This window comes from Leifsonia sp. 22587, assembly GCF_052044215.1.
Taxonomy (GTDB): domain Bacteria; phylum Actinomycetota; class Actinomycetes; order Actinomycetales; family Microbacteriaceae; genus Leifsonia; species Leifsonia shinshuensis_C.
On record NZ_JBQENB010000002.1, the window covers coordinates 98511 to 114865 of the forward strand.

The 16355-nt window shown below is 72.3% G+C and carries 16 protein-coding genes; 2 read left to right on the forward strand and 14 right to left on the reverse strand.

What is annotated here, in order from left to right:
- Window positions 1-142: 142 nt before the first annotated feature.
- Window positions 143-2095 (forward strand): hypothetical protein, encoded by a 1953-nt coding sequence (locus ACTJI1_RS08460; RefSeq protein WP_440742284.1) that lies wholly within the window; start codon window positions 143-145, stop codon window positions 2093-2095.
- A 24-nt stretch (window positions 2096-2119) separates the two neighbouring features.
- On the opposite strand, the gene der is transcribed toward ACTJI1_RS08460, so the two are convergent.
- The 7 genes from der to ACTJI1_RS08495 all read right to left on the reverse strand — a co-directional run bounded on the left by der (window position 2120) and on the right by ACTJI1_RS08495 (window position 8617).
- A complete protein-coding gene (gene der, locus ACTJI1_RS08465; RefSeq protein ID WP_310128024.1) occupies window positions 2120-3625 on the reverse strand; it encodes a ribosome biogenesis GTPase Der in 1506 nt (501 codons plus the stop codon).
- A complete protein-coding gene (cmk, locus tag ACTJI1_RS08470) occupies window positions 3618-4289 on the reverse strand; it encodes a (d)CMP kinase (RefSeq protein ID WP_440742285.1) in 672 nt (223 codons plus the stop codon). Before cmk ends, der begins: the two co-directional genes overlap by 8 nt.
- Window positions 4286-5374 (reverse strand): prephenate dehydrogenase, encoded by a 1089-nt coding sequence (locus ACTJI1_RS08475; RefSeq protein WP_440742286.1) that lies wholly within the window; start codon window positions 5372-5374, stop codon window positions 4286-4288. The genes cmk and ACTJI1_RS08475 overlap by 4 nt, the downstream gene beginning before the upstream one ends.
- A 120-nt stretch (window positions 5375-5494) precedes the next feature.
- Window positions 5495-6247: a pseudouridine synthase gene (locus ACTJI1_RS08480; protein WP_440742287.1), complete on the reverse strand. Its 753-nt coding sequence runs from the start codon at window positions 6245-6247 to the stop codon at window positions 5495-5497.
- Window positions 6237-6869: an SMC-Scp complex subunit ScpB gene (gene scpB / locus ACTJI1_RS08485; protein WP_440742288.1), complete on the reverse strand. Its 633-nt coding sequence runs from the start codon at window positions 6867-6869 to the stop codon at window positions 6237-6239. The genes ACTJI1_RS08480 and scpB overlap by 11 nt, the downstream gene beginning before the upstream one ends.
- A complete protein-coding gene (locus ACTJI1_RS08490) occupies window positions 6859-7734 on the reverse strand; it encodes a segregation and condensation protein A (protein ID WP_440742289.1) in 876 nt (291 codons plus the stop codon). The genes scpB and ACTJI1_RS08490 overlap by 11 nt, the downstream gene beginning before the upstream one ends.
- Window positions 7718-8617: a ParA family protein gene (locus ACTJI1_RS08495; RefSeq protein ID WP_440742290.1), complete on the reverse strand. Its 900-nt coding sequence runs from the start codon at window positions 8615-8617 to the stop codon at window positions 7718-7720. Before ACTJI1_RS08495 ends, ACTJI1_RS08490 begins: the two co-directional genes overlap by 17 nt.
- Window positions 8618-8732: 115 nt before the next feature.
- Between ACTJI1_RS08495 and ACTJI1_RS08500 the strand changes: the two genes are divergently transcribed.
- Window positions 8733-9257: a GNAT family N-acetyltransferase gene (locus ACTJI1_RS08500; protein WP_440742832.1), complete on the forward strand. Its 525-nt coding sequence runs from the start codon at window positions 8733-8735 to the stop codon at window positions 9255-9257.
- Window positions 9258-9321: 64 nt separating this feature from the next.
- Here the strand turns inward: ACTJI1_RS08500 and xerD are convergent, their stop codons facing one another.
- From xerD to ACTJI1_RS08535, 7 genes are all read right to left on the reverse strand, one after another.
- Complete coding sequence (gene xerD / locus ACTJI1_RS08505; RefSeq protein ID WP_440742291.1) at window positions 9322-10227, reverse strand: site-specific tyrosine recombinase XerD; 906 nt, start codon at window positions 10225-10227, stop codon at window positions 9322-9324.
- Complete coding sequence (locus ACTJI1_RS08510) at window positions 10224-10862, reverse strand: NUDIX domain-containing protein (RefSeq protein WP_440742292.1); 639 nt, start codon at window positions 10860-10862, stop codon at window positions 10224-10226. The genes xerD and ACTJI1_RS08510 overlap by 4 nt, the downstream gene beginning before the upstream one ends.
- Window positions 10862-12607, reverse strand: a complete 1746-nt coding sequence (locus ACTJI1_RS08515) for a CTP synthase (RefSeq protein WP_396427043.1) — start codon at window positions 12605-12607, stop codon at window positions 10862-10864. The genes ACTJI1_RS08510 and ACTJI1_RS08515 overlap by 1 nt, the downstream gene beginning before the upstream one ends.
- Before the next feature lie 50 nt (window positions 12608-12657).
- Window positions 12658-14400 carry a DNA repair protein RecN gene (gene recN / locus ACTJI1_RS08520; protein ID WP_310128014.1) on the reverse strand — a complete coding sequence of 581 codons (1743 nt, stop codon included), beginning with the start codon at window positions 14398-14400 and terminating at the stop codon, window positions 12658-12660.
- Window positions 14393-15310 carry an NAD kinase gene (locus ACTJI1_RS08525; protein ID WP_440742833.1) on the reverse strand — a complete coding sequence of 306 codons (918 nt, stop codon included), beginning with the start codon at window positions 15308-15310 and terminating at the stop codon, window positions 14393-14395. The genes recN and ACTJI1_RS08525 overlap by 8 nt, the downstream gene beginning before the upstream one ends.
- A gap of 97 nt (window positions 15311-15407) precedes the next feature.
- Entirely contained in the window at window positions 15408-16205 is a 798-nt protein-coding gene (locus ACTJI1_RS08530; protein ID WP_440742293.1) for a TlyA family RNA methyltransferase, read from the reverse strand.
- Window positions 16195-16350, reverse strand: a complete 156-nt coding sequence (locus ACTJI1_RS08535; RefSeq protein WP_310128011.1) for a hypothetical protein — start codon at window positions 16348-16350, stop codon at window positions 16195-16197. The genes ACTJI1_RS08530 and ACTJI1_RS08535 overlap by 11 nt, the downstream gene beginning before the upstream one ends.
- Between the last annotated feature and the right edge of the window lie 5 nt (window positions 16351-16355).

Below are 16355 nucleotides of genomic sequence, written 5' to 3' on the forward strand. Positions count from 1 at the left end.
CGCCCCTTCTTTGGGGGTGCCTTCCTGCGAAGTTGCACACGCCGCGCTGGTGTGTCGCTCTTGCATGGCGACGTTTCCATACATACGCATCGAGCCGCGTGTGACCCGGGGAGTGTCGGAGGCCCGGGGCTAGGCTGGCGGCATGCCGTCGCAGCCGTCCCCGCAGCTGTGGCCGCCGGAACTGTGGCGCCCGGAACTGTGGCGGGGCCGGACTGCGCTGGGCCGCACCGCGCTCGTGCTCGGACTGGTCGTCGGCGTCCCGGTCGCGATCGCACTGGGCCTCGTGCTCGCGGCCCTCGGAATCGTCGGGGCCGTGCTCGCGGTCGTCGGCTGGCTGATCGGCGCGGCGGCCGCCTGGGTCTGGTTCGCGCTGCAGCGGCGAGCGCGCACCCCGTACCCGTTCGCGACTCCCCCGCCGTCGAGCCGCCGCGCCCGGCGTATTGCGCTCAGCGCGCTGTATCTGTCGCTGGTGCCGCGGGCGATCGGCGGCACGGCCCGGGTCTCGGGCGTGCTGTTCGCGCCGCTCGCGCTGCTGGTGTCGCTCGTCGGGGTGTTCCGGCCGAAGTGGCGCGCGCGGCCGTACGTCGCGGTGTTCACGCTGCCCGCCATCCTGCGCAAGGTCGTCCGCCTGGGCCGCCGGCGCGGCCTGCTGCGTGACGGCCAGGATGCGCTGCTGCTCGGCTACGACGACTTCCTGGCGCGCGCGTTCCCGCAGATCCGCGACGTGCTCGACTGGTGGAACGACCCGTCGCGCGGCGACGACTACGTGCCGACGCCCGGTCTCCCCGACATCCCCGCCGGACTGCTCGGGCTGCCGCTCGGCCCCTCCCCCGACCCGCTCGGTCAGCCCGGGATCGCCGCGGGCGCGATGCGCCGTCGCTCGGTGCGATCGCTGCGCGAAGTGCTGCTCAGCCAGCGCGAGATCGACGACCTCTGCGACCCGGACCTCGACGACCGGGCGGATGTGGGACTCGTGCGGATCATCGAGATCGGAGCGCCGGGCTCACGGCGGTGGATGGTGCAGTTCGCGAGCACGAAGTCGTGGCACCCCCGCGCGGGCGCGGCGCCGAACGACCTGACCGCCGACCTGCTCATCGGCGGCGGCGAGGAGCCGACCGTCACCCGGGCGGCGCTCGACACGATGCGGGAGGCGGGCATCCTGCCGGGCGAACCGGTGCTGCTCGCGGGCTTCAGCCTCGGCGGGATGGTCGCCGCCCAGCTGGCGACGACGGCCACCGCGGCCGGCTTCAACGTCACTCAACTGCTGGTCGCGGGGTCGCCGCTCGGCCGCATCCCGGTGCCGGATGCGGTGAGCGTGCTCGCGCTGGAGCACGTGCTCGACCCGGTGCCGCGCATCGAAGGTCGCGAGAACCCGCTCCGGGAGGGCGCGGGCGCGCCGTTCCTGACTGTGAAGGGACGCCCGCCGCTGTCGCACGGGTTCCGGATCGGCGAGCTGCACCAGTCGACGGCCTACGCGGACACGGCGGCCGCCGTCGAGGCGGATCCGCCCGACGAGCGGGTGCGCGCGCTCCTGGCGGACGTGGCGGCGGCGTTCTTCACGGGAGCGCAGCGCATCCACGACCACGCCACGGCGCGCGCGGGCGGGCTGCCGCCGCGGCCGTCGGTGCCGCTCTACCTGCACAGCACGGTCGAGGAGGGCATCACCCGCGGCACGCTCAAGCGCACGGTCCGGCGCCTGCACGGTGTGGTGGCCGTGGATGTGTACCAGTCGCGCAGCGGGTTCGCCACGACGATCCTGTGGAACGCCGACCTGCTCGTGCGCGAACTCGACCCGTGGCTGATCGTCGCGGGACGGACCGCGGTCTACCGGGGACTGCTGTCGCTGCTGGCGCGGCAGCGCGCTGTGGGCATCCACCTCCGGCTGCAGGCCCGCGCGACGCCCGGCATCACCTGGGAGGCGACGGTGCAGCGGCTGACCGACGGGCGCTGGCAGGAGACGGTGGATGTGACCGTCGACGACCGCGCCGACCCGGCCGACGTGGCGCGGCTGTTCCCCGAGGGCACGACGACCGTGGTGGTCATCCACCCGCCGGACGCGTTCACCCCCGTCCTCGACGTCGCCCGCCAGCGCTGAGCGGGGGTGCCGGCGCCACGCCGGTCAGCGCTTGCGCTTCTCGCGCACCCGCATGTTGAGCACGATGGGCGTGCCCTCGAAGCCGTACACCTCGCGCAGCCGGCGGATGATGTACCGCCGGTAGCCCGGGTCGAGGAACCCGGTCGTGAAGACCACGAATGTCGGCGGACGGCTCGACGCCTGCGTCCCGAACAGGATGCGCGGCTGCTTGCCGCCGCGGACGGGGTGCGGGTGCGCCGCGGTCAGCTCGGCGAGGAACGCGTTGAATTTGCCGGTCGGGATGCGCGTGTCCCACGACTCGAGCGCCAGCTCCAGCGCGGGAACCAGCTTCTCCAGGTGCCGGCCGGTGCGGGCCGAGATGTTGACGCGGGGCGCCCACGAGACGTGCGCGAGGTCCTGCTCGATCTCGCGCTCCAGGTAGCGGCGGCGCTCGTCGTCGAGGAGGTCCCACTTGTTGAACGCGAGCACGAGCGCGCGGCCGGACTCGAGGACCAGGTCGATGATGCGCACGTCCTGCTCGCTGATCGGCTCGCTGACGTCGAGGACGACGACGGCAACCTCGGCCTTCTCCAGCGCGGTGGAGGTGCGGAGCGAGGCGTAGAAGTCGGCGCCCTGCTGCAGGTGCACGCGGCGGCGGATGCCCGCAGTGTCGACGAAGCGCCAGACGCGCCCGCCCAGCTCGACCTGCTCGTCCACCGGGTCGCGCGTGGTGCCGGCGAGGTCGTTGACGACGACACGCTCCTCCCCCGCGGTCTTGTTGAGCAGGGACGACTTGCCGACGTTGGGGCGCCCGATGATCGCGACGCGGCGCGGGCCGCCGATCTCGCGCTTGGCGAAGGCGGACTCCTCGGGGAGCACCTTCAGCACCTCGTCCAGCAGGTCGGCCACGCCACGGCCGTGCAGTGCCGACACCGGATGCGGCTCGCCGAGACCCAGCGACCACAGCTCGGTCGCGAACGGCTCCTGGCGGGCGTCGTCCACCTTGTTGGCGGCGAGGAAGACCGGCTTGTCGGTCTTGCGCAGCAGGCGGACCACGCGCTCGTCGGTGGCGGTCGCGCCGACCGTCGCATCCACCACGAACAGCACGGCGTCGGCGAGGTCGATCGCGACCTCGGCCTGCGCGGCCACGCTGGCGTCGATGCCGCGGGCGTCCGGCTCCCAGCCGCCGGTGTCGACGATCGTGAACCGACGGCCGTTCCATTCCGCCTGGTACGAGACGCGGTCGCGGGTCACGCCGGGCGTGTCCTCCACGACGGCCTCGCGGCGGCCCAGGATGCGGTTGACGAGCGCAGACTTGCCGACGTTCGGGCGTCCGACGATCGCCAGGACGGGAAGCGCGGGCAGGTAGGTGATGCCCTCGACGTCCTCGCCGGCGATGTCGAGCAGGTCGAGGTCGCTCTCGTCGAGCTCGTACTCCTCGAGGCCGCTGCGGAGCGCGTTCGCGCGCTGGACCGCGAGGTCCTCGTCGAGCGTGGAGAGCCGGGCGACGAGGTCGTCGTCGCCGACGGGCTCGTTTTCGATGTCAGACATGGGCTGCTTTCTGTACGACCTGGATGACCGCGTGGACGGTCTGGTCGAAGTCGAGGTCGGTGGAGTCGACGGTGGTCACACCGTCCGCGGCGTTCATGAAGTCGACGACGCGGGCATCGGCCGCGTCGCGCCTCCGCAGTGCCTCGCCGACGTGGGCGGCGGAATGGTCGGCCAGCTCCGCGGAACGCCTGGCCATTCTAACGGCTTCGTCGGCGGTGAGCAGGATCCGCACGGGCGCATCCGGGCAGACCACGGTCGTGATGTCGCGGCCCTCCACCACGATGCCGTCGCGATCGGTGCCACGGATGATGTCCCGGAACAGCTCCGTCAGGAACGTCCGCACCTCGGGGACGCGCGCGATGGCGCTCACCACCGCCGTCACCTCGGGCGTGCGGATGGCCTCCGTGACGTCGTGGTCGCCCACGAACACGTGATAACTCGCCGGGTCGGTGCCGATCCGGTAGTCGAAGTCGGGAAGGGCGTCGATCACCGCGGCGGCGTCGGTCGCGTCGATCCCGCGCTCCACGACGTACCAGCTGAGGGCGCGGTACGCCGCGCCGGTGTCGAGGTACGCCCAGCCGAGACGGCCGGCGGCCGCCTTGCTCACGCTCGACTTGCCGCTCCCGGCCGGTCCGTCGACGGCGACGACGATCGTGTCGGTCATCCGGTGATCCTCCATCCTCGTTCGGTCAGGTCGGAGACCGTGCGGTGCGCCACCTCGGGCAGCACCGCGATGTCGGCGAGGCCGAACGGTGCGCCGGGCGAGTGCTCCAGCCGCAGGTCCTCCATGTTCACGCCGAGCTCGCCGAGCTCGCGCAGCAGCCGCGCGAGCTCACCGGGCCGGTCCTCCACCATCACGACGAAGCGCGAATATCTCCGGTCCTGGCCGTGTTTGCCCGGCAGGCGCGAGACGCCGATGTTGCCGCCGGCGATCTCCTCGGCGATCGTCCGCCGCGCCCCGGAGGCGTCGACGTCGCCGAGGGCGACGAGCACCCGGTCGAGGTCGTCGCGGTAGGCGCGCAGGATCTCCACGATCGCGGGCGCGTTGGCGCCGAGGATCTGCACCCACAGCTCGGGCTCGCTCGCGGCGATACGGGTGACGTCGCGGACGCCCTGACCGGCGAGCGCGAGGGCGGCGTCCGGCGAGTCGGCCAGCCGCTTCGCCATGAGCGACGAGACGATCTGGGGCGCGTGCGAGACGAGCGCGACGGCGGCGTCGTGCTGGTCCGCATCCATCTCGATGGGGGTCGCGCCGAGGTCGAGGATGAGCGCCTCCACGAGGCTGACCGCCGAGCGCGGGTTCTCCGGGCGCGCGGCCACGACCCACGGCCGGCCGATGAACAGGTCGGCGCGGCCGGCCGAGGGGCCGCCGCGCTCGCGCCCGGCGAGCGGGTGGCCGCCGACGTAGCGCGCGAGGTCGAGACCGGACGCCTCGAGCTCGGCGAGCGGCGCGACCTTCACGCTGGCCACATCCGTGACGATCGCCTCGGGATGCTTCGCCAGCTCCTCCGCGATCACCCGGCCGGTGAGGTCGGGCGGGACCGCGACGACGATCAGGGCGGGCTCCACTCCCCCGTCGTCGATCTGGCCCGCGCCGTAGTCCGCCGCCAGCCGCAGGTGGGCGGGCGAGGCGTCGGCGAGCAGCACGTCGACGCCCCGGGCGCGCAGCCCGAGTCCGACGGAGGCGCCGAGCAGCCCCGCGCCGACGACGCGGACGGGACCGGCGAGGCGGGCGGTGGAGTCAGTCACCCGTCCACCTTAGAGGCTGCCCCGGACGTCCGTCGGCCGACGGCCTCGAGGGGACGCGACACGCCGTTATCCATGTCGGATAGCGGCGCGTTGCGACCCCTCGATCACGGAGGAAGCGCGTCAGCCCTGGCGCGAGATGGTCAGGAGCTGGCCGAGCTCGGCCTTTGTCAGGTCGCGCAGCTGGCCCGCCTTCAGCGTCCCGAGGTGGAGCGGGCCGAACTGCCGCCGTACGAGTTCCAGCACGGGATGCCCGACCTCCGCGAGCATCCGCCGCACGATCCGGTTGCGGCCGGAGTGCAGCGTGATCTCGACCAGCGAGTCGTCGCCGCGCGGGTTCGCCTGCAGCAGCTTGGCGCGGTCGGCCGCGATCGGGCCGTCGTCGAGTTCGACGCCCTTCGTCAGCCGCCCGATGGTCTGCGGCGTGACGACGCCGCGCACGCGCGCGATGTACGTCTTGGTGACGCCGAAGCTGGGGTGCGCCAGCACGTGCGCGAGCTCGCCGTCGTTGGTGAGGATGAGCAGGCCCGAGGTCTCCGCATCCAATCGCCCGACGTTGAACAGGCGCTCCGGGTACCCGGCGGTGAAGCGCGAGAGGTCCGGACGCCCCTGCTCGTCGCGCATCGAGCTCACCACGCCGACCGGCTTGTTGAGCATGACGTAGCGGCGGGTGGTGTCGAGCTGCACGGCGGTGCCGTCGACGGCGACCTTGTCCGTGAGCGGGTCGACGCGCGTCCCGAGCTCCTGCACGACCACGCCGTTCACGGTCACCCGCCCGGCGACGATCATCTCCTCGGAGACGCGGCGCGACGCGACGCCGGCGGCCGCCATCACCTTCTGCAGGCGCTCGCCCTGCCCCGTGCCCTCAGCGGACATCGCCCTCGAACCCGTCTGCGCCGTCCGCCAGGAGCGGGGAGATCTTCGGCAGCTCGTCGACCGAGTTGATGCCCAGCTGGCTGAGCATCAACTCGGTCGTTCCGTAGTTGATGGCGCCGGTCTCGCTGTCCGTGAAGAGCTCGGTGATGAGGCCGCGGCCGAGCAGGGTGCGCACCACCGAATCCACGTTGACGGCACGGATGGACGCGATCGCGCCGCGGCTGATCGGCTGCTTGTACGCGATCACGGCCAGCGTCTCGAGCGCCGCCTGGGACAGCTTGGTCGGATTCTGCTGCAGCACGTACCCGGAGACGACCGCGTCGTACTCCTCGCGCACGTAGATGCGCCAGCCGCCGCCCACCTCGCGCAGCTCGAAGCCGCGGCGGACGCCTCCCGCCTCGCCGTCGAAGTCGGCGACCAGCGCCGCGATGGCGGCGCGCACGCGCTTGACCGGGGCTCCCACCGCGGTGGCGAGCGTGACGACGCTCATCGGCTCGTCCGCCACCATGAGGATGGCCTCCAGCGCGCGTTCGATTTGTGCGTCGTCGACGGGTGCAGGCGCCTCGGTGGTGTCCGTCACCTCCGTGCCCTCCGCGATCTCGGCCGTGTTCTCAACCGTCATAGTCGGCTCCCAGATTCGACAGGTTCTCCTCGGACCAGTGCTCCGCCGTCCACCGCAGCGTCAGCTCGCCGAGCGGCTCCAGCTGCTCGAACGCGAGCGCCGCGCGGCGGTACAGCTCCAGCACGGCGAGGAACCGCGCGACGACGACGCCCTTCTGCTCGGCGCCGGCCACCAGCTGGCGGAAGCTCATCGGCTCGCCGTGGCGCAGCATCCCGACCACGATCGCCGCCTGCTCCCGGATGCTGACCAGCGGCGCGTGCAGGTGGTCGAGCCCGACGACGGGCACCTCACGCGGGGTCATCGCCAGGGTGGCGAGGGCCGCGAAGTCGTCGAGGCTCAGCGTCCACACCAGCTCCGGCGTGCGCTGGCGGAACTTGTCCTCCAGCCGCACGAGCCGCGCGTGCCGTGCGCCCTCCGCTTCGAGCCGCTCCGCGAACCACGACGACGCCTCCTTGAAGGCCCGATACTGCAGCAGCCGGGCGAACAGGAGGTCGCGGGCCTCCAGCAGTGCGACATCCTCCGCATCCACCAGCTCGCCCTGCGGCAGCAGTCCGGCCACCTTGAGGTCGAGCAGGGTCGCGGCCACGAGGAGGAACTCGCTCGCCTCGTCGAGGCTCTCCTCCGTGTCGAGCGCGCGCAGGTAGGCGATGAACTCGTCGGTCACCCGGCTCAACGAGATCTCGGTGATGTCCAGCTCGTGCTTGGTGATCAGCGACAGGAGCAGGTCGAACGGGCCCTCGAACTCGCCGAGCGAGACGCGGAAGCCCGCGGACTCCGGCTCGGTCGTGCCGGAGCCGGTCGTGCCCGGTTCGGTCGTGCCCGGTTCGGTCGTGCCCGGTTCGGTCGTATCAGGCGACGGCGCCACGGAACACCAGTTCCCGCGCCAGCTGGCGGTACGCCTCCGCCGCCTGGTGCTCGGGCGCGAACTGCGTGATCGGGGTGGCCGCGACCGACGCGTCCGGGAACTTCACGGTGCGCGAGATCACGGTCTCCAGCACGCGGTCGCCGAAGGCGTCGACGACGCGCTCCAGCACCTCGCGCGAGTGCAGCGTGCGGGAGTCGTACATGGTGGCGAGGATGCCGTCCAGCTCGATCGCCGGGTTGAGGCGCTCGCGCACCTTGTCGATCGTCTCGATGAGCAGGGCGACGCCGCGCAGCGCGAAGTACTCGCACTCCAGCGGGATGAGGACGCCGTGGCTCGCGGTCAGCGCGTTGACGGTCAGGATGCCGAGCGACGGCTGGCAGTCGACCAGGATGACGTCGTAGTCGTTCGCGACCTTGCGCAGCACGCCGGCGAGGATCTGCTCGCGTGCGACCTCGTTGACGAGGTGCACTTCGGCCGCGGAGAGGTCGATGTTGGCCGGGATGATGTCGAGGCCGGGCGTCGACGTGGACTGGATGGCCTCCTGCACGTCCGCCTGGCGGTTCAGCAGCAGGTCGTAGATCGTCGTGGCGTCGTGCGTGCGCGCGCCGAGCCCGGCGGAGAGGGCGCCCTGGGGGTCGAAGTCGACCGCGAGGACGCGGCGGCCGTACTCGGCGAGCGACGCGCCGAGGTTGATGCTCGTCGTCGTCTTGCCGACGCCGCCCTTCTGGTTGCAGAGGGCGACGATCTTCGCCGGCCCGTGCTGCGCCAGCGGGGCGGGCACCGGGAACGCGCGCTGGGGGCGACCGGTGGGGCCGGGCTTCACGGCGATGGATGCGGCATCCATGCCCGGAAGCTGGGTCTCGACCTCGTCGTTGCGCGTCACCTGGGTGTTCCTCGTCCCTCTCGTGGGCGGTCTTTCAAGGGGACAGTCTATCCGCGCCGTGCCCCGCTTGCGGGGCGTGCGCCCGGCGGTTCGGTACGCTGGCCGCGTGCAGCCGATGCCGTCCGCCCTCGAGACCCCGCGCCTGCGTCTGCGCCCGCGCGACGGGCGCGACGCCGAATGGAACCTCGCGCTGCTCGCCGAGCATCCCCTCGGCCGCGAGCCGGGATCGGTCGAGGAGGAGCGGGAGCGGCTGGATGCGCAGCGCCGCCGCTTCGACGAGCAGGGCTTCGGGCTGTACACGATCGAGCTCCAGGAGACCGGCGAGGCCGTCGGGTACTGCGGGCTGGTCGTCGGCCGGGCCAGCGCCGCCCAGCCCGAGCTGGCTTACGAGCTGCTCCGCGCGCACGTCGACGGCGGCTACGCGACCGAGGCGGCGTCGGCGGTGGTGGATGCGGCGTTCGACGCCGGCTTCCCGATCCTCTGGGCGACCGTGGCCACCTGGAACGCCCCGTCGTTCGGCGTGCTGCGGAAGCTCGGCTTCACCGCCACGCGCCGCGCCGGCGGAGACGCGCGCTCGGTCTACGTCTGGCTGCGCCGCCGCGCGCCGCGGCGCACCCACCGCGCGCTGCCGAGCGACTGACTGCGGCGTTCCGTCACGTCTGCTGCCGCGCGAGCAGCCGCAGACGTGACGAACGGCAGCAGACTCACCGGGCGCGGGGGTGGGAGGTCGCGTAGACGTCGCGCAGGGTGTCGGCGGTGACCAGCGTGTAGATCTGCGTCGTCGCGACCGACGAGTGGCCCAGTAGCTCCTGCACCACGCGCACGTCTGCCCCGCCGGCCAGCAGGTGCGTGGCGAAGGAGTGCCGCAGCGTGTGCGGCGAGATCTCGACGTCGAGCTTCGCCCGCTCGGCGGCTGCGCGGATGATGAGCCAGACGTTCTGCCGGGAGAGTCGCGCGCCACGCATCCCGAGGAAGAGAGCAGGTGTGGCCTTCCCCTTCGCCGACAGCACCGGCCGTGCTCGCACGAGGTAGGCGGACACGGCCTCCTGCGCGTAGCTGCCGAGCGGGACGATCCGCTGCTTGCTGCCCTTGCCGGTGAGGCGAACGATGTCGGAGTCGATCACGTCGTCCACGTTGAGGTTGACGGCCTCGCTGACGCGAGCGCCGGTGGCGTACATCAGCTCGAGCAGCGCCTTGTCGCGCAGCGCGGCGACATCGTCGCCGTCCGTCGCCGCCAGCAGCGCCGAGACCTGCTCCACCGAGATCGCCTTGGGCAACCGGCTGGGGAGCTTCGGCGGCCGCAGGTCGCGGGACGCATCCACCTCGACCCGGCCCTCGTCGAGCAGGAACCGGTGGAAGCCCCGCACCGTCGACAGCATCCGGGCCAGAGAGGATGCGGTGAGCGGCGACTCCTCGCGCGTCCCGAGGTGCACGGCGAAAGCGGACAGGGTAGCGGGCGTCACCTGCCCCACGTCGCCGATGCCCTCCTGTTCCAGCCACGCCGCGTAGACCGCGAGGTCGCGGCGGTAGGCGGCGACGGTGTTCGCCGAGAGCCCGCGCTCGATGGCGACGTGCCGGAGGAACCCGTCGACATCGGCCGCGACGGTCATCTGCTCAGCTTGGGATGGCTCGGCCAGGGCTCGGTGGCGGCGCCGAGCGTGCTCCAGTCCTGCTCCCGCGCGGTGCGCGCCGCGAGCAGCGCGATGATGAGCGGCGCGTTGTGCACGCGCCGCTGCAGCACGGCCTCGACCGCCTCGTCGAGCGGGACCCAGCGCACCTCGATGTCGGCCTCCTCCGCCTCGCGGGCGAACGCGGAGCCGGTCGAGCGGATGCCGCGGGCGAGGTAGATCCGGATGGCCTCGTCGTTGCCGCCCGGACTGGTGAAGACGTCGGCGAGCACGTTCCACTCGTCGGCCTCGAGGTCGGCCTCCTCGCTCAGCTCGCGCTGGGCCGCCGTCAGCGGGTCCTCGGCGTGCTGGTCGAGCAGCCCGGCCGGGATCTCCCAGTCGCGGTGGCGCACCGGGTGCCGGTACTGCCGGATGAGCAGCACCTGACCGTCGTCGTCCATCGCGAGGATGCCGACGGCGCCGGTGTGGTCGACGTACTCGCGCGTGATCTCCTCGCCGTTGTAGCGGAAGACGTCGCGCCGCACGTTCCAGATCTTGCCCTCGAAGGCGGTCTCCGACCGCACGATCTCGGGACGGAACGGCTGGTCGTTCAGGTCGGCGCCGGGCGCGTCGGCCATCAGGCCTCCGCCACCATCTCGGCGTCCGCCTCGGCGACCTCGAACAGCAGGCTCGCCTTCTGGCGGTCGAGCGCCGCGCCGACCAGGCCCGCGAACAGCGGGTGCGCGCGGTTCGGGCGCGAGCGCAGCTCCGGGTGCGCCTGGGTGCCCACGTAGAACGGGTGCACGTCGCGCGGCAGCTCCACGTACTCGACCAGGTGGCCGTCGGGCGAGGTGCCCGAGAACCAGAGGCCGGCGTCGGCGATCTGCTCGCGGTAGTTGTTGTTCACCTCGTAGCGGTGGCGGTGGCGCTCGGACGCCTCGTCCGCGCCGTACAGCTCCGCGACCAGCGAGCCCTCGGCGAGGGTCGCGGGGTAGAGCCCGAGGCGCATGGTGCCGCCCAGGTCGCCGCCCGCGATGATGTCCACCTGCTCCGCCATGGTCGCGATCACCGGGAACTCGGTCTCCGGGTCGAACTCCGACGACGACGCGCCGGCGAGGCCGGCCTCGTGCCGCGCGTACTCGATGACCATGCACTGCAGGCCCAGGCACAGCCCGAGCGCCGGGATGCCGTTCTCACGCGCGAATCGGAGGGCGCCCACCTTGCCCTCGATGCCCCGCACGCCGAATCCGCCCGGGACGCAGATCGCGTCGACGTCGGACAGCTGCGCGGCGGCGCCTTCCGGCGTCTGGCACTCGTCCGACGGGATCCACTTGAGCTTCACCTTCGTGCGGTGCGCGAAGCCTCCCGCGCGCAGCGCCTCGGTGACGGAGAGGTACGCGTCGGGCAGGTCGATGTACTTGCCGACCAGGCCGATCGTCACCTCGTGCTTGGGGTCGTGCACCGACTCGAGGAGCCGCGCCCAGCCGTCCCAGTCGACGTCGTTCGCCTTGTCGAGGCCGAGCTGGTCGATGATGTAGGCGTCGAGGCCCTGCTCGTGCAGCATGGTCGGGATGTCGTAGATGCTCGGGACGTCGACCGCGTTCACGACGGCCTGCTCGTCCACGTCGCACATCAGCGCGATCTTGCGCTTGTTGCCCTCGGAGACCGGTCGGTCGCTGCGCAGCACCAGCGCGTCCGGCTGGATGCCGATGGAGCGGAGCGCGGCGACCGAGTGCTGCGTCGGCTTGGTCTTCTGCTCGCCCGAGGCGTTCATGAACGGCACGAGCGAGACGTGCACGAAGAAGCAGTTCTTGCGCCCCAGCTCGTGGCGCACCTGGCGAGCGGACTCGATGAACGGCTGCGACTCGATGTCGCCGACCGTGCCGCCGATCTCGGTGATGATCACGTCGGGTGCGGGCTCGCCGTCCGGACCGGGCTGCGCCTGCAGCCGCATCCGGCGCTTGATCTCGTCGGTGATGTGCGGGATGACCTGCACGGTGTCGCCCAGGTACTCGCCGCGGCGCTCCTTGGCGATGACGTTCGAGTAGATCTGGCCGGTGGTGACGTTGGCGGACTGACCGAGGTTGATGTCGAGGAAGCGCTCGTAGTGGCCGATGTCGAGGTCGGTTTCGGCCCCGTCGTCGGTCACGAAGACCTCGCCGTGCTGGAACGGGTTCATCGTCCCCGGGTCCACGTTGAGGTAGGGGTCGAGCTTCTGCATGACCACCCGCAGACCGCGGGCCGTCAGGAGGTTGCCGAGGGAGGCGGCTGTGAGACCCTTCCCCAACGAAGAAACGACACCACCCGTCACGAAGATGTGCTTGGTAGTGCCGTTAGTTGAACTTTTGCCGTTTGAAGGGCCCGCGTCTGAATAATCCACCACGGGCTCTCAGCTTATCACCTGTGGATGCGCGTCCCGCGCGCCACGGCCGGTCAGCGTCGCGCGGCGGATGCCATCTCGACCAGTTCGCGGGCGTGGGCGAGCCCGCTCTCGGAGTCGGGGAGGCCGGAGAGCAGCCGCGCCATCTCGGCGATCCGCTCGTCGCCGTCCAGGCGGCGGACGCTGGAGGCGGTGACCGCGCCGTCGCTGCCCTTGACGACCGTGAGGTGGTTGTTCGCGAAGGCGGCGACCTGGGCGAGGTGCGTCACGACGATCACCTGCGCCGACTCGGCGAGCCGGGCGAGCCGCCGCCCGATCTCGATGGCGGAGGCGCCGCCGACGCCCGCATCCACCTCGTCGAAGATGAACGTCGGCACCGGGTCGCTGCCGGCGATCACGACCTCGATCGCGAGCATCACCCGCGACAGCTCGCCGCCGGAGGCGCCCTTGCCGAGCGCGCGCGGCTCGGCCCCCGGATGCGGCTGCAGCAGGATGGCGACCTGGTCGCGTCCCGTCGCGCTGTACGTGCCGAGGTCCTCCGGATCGCGCTGCGACACCTCCACCACGATGCGCGCATCCGGCATCGCGAGGGCCGACAGCTCGTCGCTGACCGCCTCGGAGAGCCGGACCGCGGCCGCCGTCCGCTGAGCGCTCAGATCGGCCGCCAGCTCCGCCACCAGGGCGGCGTCGTCCTCGACCTCGCGGGTCAGCTCGCCGATCCGGTCGGCGTCGCCGTCGAGCTCGAGCAGACGGAGGCTCCCGGTCTCGAGCGTGCGGATCACGTCGTCGAGTGTCGGGCCGTACCTGCGCACCAGGCCGGCGAGCTCGGAGCGGCGCGCCTGCACGACGTCGAGCTCCTGCGCGCCGTCCGCGTCGAGCGCGGCCAGGTAGGTGGACAGCTGGGCGGCGATGTCCGAGATCAGGTAGTTCGCCTCGGCCACGGACTCCGCCAGCGGCTGCAGGGCGCTGTCGTGCGGCGCGACGCGCTCGAGCTGGCGACGCGCGTTGTCGAGCAGGCCCAGCGCATCCATCCCCTCCGACTCCTCGGCGCTCAGCAGCTCGCGGGCGGCGGAGGCGGCGAGCCGCAGCTCCTCCAGGTTGGTCAGTCGCTCGGCGCGGTCGGCCAGCTCGTCGTCCTCACCGGGCTGCGGGGCGACGGACTCGATCTCGGCCATCGCGGCGCGCAGGTCGTCGGCCTCACGGGCGCGGCGGTCCTGGTCGGCGATCAGCTCGTCGAGCTCCGCGCGGTTGTCGCGCCAGCGGTTCCAGACCTGCTCGTAGGCGGCGAGCGCCTCGGCGAACGCCGGGCCGGCGAACCGGTCGAGCGCGGCCCGCTGCGCGACGGCGGACCGCAGCCGGATCTGGTCGGACTGGCCGTGCACCACCACCAGCTGCTCACCGAGCTCGGTCAGCACGGCGACCGGCGCGCTGCGACCGCCGACGACCGCCCGGGAGCGGCCCTCGGCCGAGACCGACCGGCTGAGCACCAGCTCGGCCTCCGCGGCGTCGATCGCATCCACGTCTCCCCCGGCGTCGCGCACGCGCTCGACCACGTCGCCCGACGACGGCACGCGCCAGCGGCCCTCCACCCACGCCTGCGGGCTGCCGAGGCGGACGGCGCCCGAGTCTGCGCGCTCGCCCAGCAGCAGGCCGAGGGCGGACACCACCATGGTCTTGCCCGCGCCGGTCTCGCCGGTGATCGCGGTGAAACCGGACCCCAGCGGAAGGGAGGCGTCGGCGATGACGCCCAGGTCTTTGATCGAGATCTCCTCGATGCCTCCGCGCGCGTCAGTCACGGCCCGCCGGCCCCCTCCAACCGGTGACGGGGAGGTCGAACTTGTGCACCAGCCGGTCGGTGAACGGACCGGGGTGCAGCCGGGCGAGCCGCACCGGGATGGGCGAGCGCCGCACCACCACGCGGGCTCCGCGGGGCAGGTCGAAGGGACGGCGCCCGTCGCACCAGAGGATGCCCGCTCCCCCGGCGCGGTCGAGCAGTTCGACGGCGAGGGACGAGTCGGCATCCACGACGAGTGGACGCGAGAACAGGGCGTGCGCGCTCAGCGGCACCAGCAGCAGCGCGGCGACGCCCGGCCACACGACCGGGCCGCCGGCGGAGAAGGAGTACGCGGTCGAGCCGGTGGGCGTCGACATGACGACGCCGTCGCAGCCGAAGCTCGACATCGGACGGCCGTCGACCTCGATGACGACCTCGAGCATCCGCTCGCGGCTGGCCTTCTCGACCGTCGCCTCGTTGAGGGCCCAGCTCTCGTAGACGACCTCGCGGCCCACCTTGACCCGGGCGGAGAGCGTCATGCGCTCCTCCACCTCGTAGTCCTTGGCGAGCCCGCGGGCCACCGCGGTCTCCAGGTCGTCGCGCTCGCTCTCGGCCAGGAAGCCGACATGGCCGAGGTTCACGCCGAGAAGCGGCGCCGAGCATCCCCGCACCAGTTCGGCCGCGCGCAGGATGGTGCCGTCGCCGCCCAGCACGATCACCAGTTCGAGCTCGCTGGCCGGAACGTCGTCGCCCAGCACGAGCACCGCGTCGAGCGACGGGTCCGCCTCCAGGATGTCCCTGCGCTCGTCCGCGCTCAGCACCGGGACGACGCCCGCGTCGAGCAGCTGCCGGGACACCCGGACACCCGCCTCGAGGGAGTCCTGACGACCGGTGTGCGCGACGACGAGGATGTACCGCGTCGCTGCACCCATCAGTGTCACGTCCCCTCCTCTCGAAAGCCGTCCTCCCATTCTGTCTGTTTTCTCGCCGAGGACGAGGCCGCAGGCCGGGTTTGTGGAGAACGTTCACCTAGCGCGAAAGTCTTGCGATCTCCTCGCGGCGTTCCGACGGGTCGGGAGCGCCGCTGCGCAGCCAGGCCAGGAACTCCCTGTTCCCGTGCCCTCCGGCGATCGGCGAGGCGATGAGCCCGGCCGTCCCGAGGCCCGCGTCGTGGGCCGCCCAGAGCACGTCGGACACCGCGTCCGCCCGCAGGCCGGCGTCCTTCACGACGCCCTCGCGGATGCCCTGCCTGCCCACCTCGAACTGCGGCTTGATCAGCACGACGAAGTCCGCGCCGCGCGCGGCCGTCGCCACGAGCGCGGGAAGCACCTGGGTGAGCGAGATGAACGACAGGTCGGCCACGACCAGGTCCGGACGGGCGTCGTCGCCGGTGAGGGATGCGAGCGCGTCGGCGGTGAGCGACCGGACGTTCACGCCCTCGTACGACCGGAGCCGGTCCTCGCCGGCGAGGGCCGGCGAGAGCTGGCCGTGCCCCACATCCACCGCGATCACCCGGGCGGCGCCGCGCTCCAGGAGCACCTGGCTGAAGCCGCCGGTGGACGCTCCCGCGTCGAGCGCGACCCGGCCGGCCGGGTCGATGCCGAAGGCGTCGAGCGCGGCGATCAGCTTGTGGGCCCCGCGGCTCACGTAGTGGTCCGCGCCGGCGACCTCGATGCGCTGGTCGTCACCGACCTTGAGCGACGGCCGCACGGCGGGACGTCCATCCACCGTCACCAGGCCCTCGGCGATGACCGCCGCGGCGTGCGAGCGCGAGCGCGCCAGACCGCGTTCCGCGAGCGCCACGTCGAGGCGGCGCTCAGCGGCCATGGCCGTCGTCGCCCTCCAGGGTGCGGCGGAGCTGCTCGTGCAGCTGGGCGTAGGCGTCCGCGCGCGCGTCGAGCGGCTGGCCTTCGATCACCTCCAGGCGGTCGACGAGGCCGTCCTCGTCGTCGCCGTGCGGTTCGTCCGTCATGACCC

Bases quoted from the DNA above. Each gene is read 5' to 3' on its own strand.
- ACTJI1_RS08535 (WP_310128011.1), bottom strand. From the start codon at position 16,350: ATGACGGACGAACCGCACGGCGACGACGAGGACGGCCTCGTCGACCGC.
- ACTJI1_RS08530 (WP_440742293.1), bottom strand. From the start codon at position 16,205: ATGGCCGCTGAGCGCCGCCTCGACGTGGCGCTCGCGGAACGCGGTCTG.
- ACTJI1_RS08500 (WP_440742832.1), top strand. From the start codon at position 8,733: ATGCCGTCCGCCCTCGAGACCCCGCGCCTGCGTCTGCGCCCGCGCGAC.
- ACTJI1_RS08460 (WP_440742284.1), top strand. From the start codon at position 143: ATGCCGTCGCAGCCGTCCCCGCAGCTGTGGCCGCCGGAACTGTGGCGC.
- der (WP_310128024.1), bottom strand. From the start codon at position 3,625: ATGTCTGACATCGAAAACGAGCCCGTCGGCGACGACGACCTCGTCGCC.
- xerD (WP_440742291.1), bottom strand. From the start codon at position 10,227: ATGACCGTCGCGGCCGATGTCGACGGGTTCCTCCGGCACGTCGCCATC.
- ACTJI1_RS08480 (WP_440742287.1), bottom strand. From the start codon at position 6,247: ATGTCCGCTGAGGGCACGGGGCAGGGCGAGCGCCTGCAGAAGGTGATG.
- ACTJI1_RS08525 (WP_440742833.1), bottom strand. From the start codon at position 15,310: ATGGGTGCAGCGACGCGGTACATCCTCGTCGTCGCGCACACCGGTCGT.
- cmk (WP_440742285.1), bottom strand. From the start codon at position 4,289: ATGACCGACACGATCGTCGTCGCCGTCGACGGACCGGCCGGGAGCGGC.
- ACTJI1_RS08510 (WP_440742292.1), bottom strand. From the start codon at position 10,862: ATGGCCGACGCGCCCGGCGCCGACCTGAACGACCAGCCGTTCCGTCCC.
- scpB (WP_440742288.1), bottom strand. From the start codon at position 6,869: ATGACGGTTGAGAACACGGCCGAGATCGCGGAGGGCACGGAGGTGACG.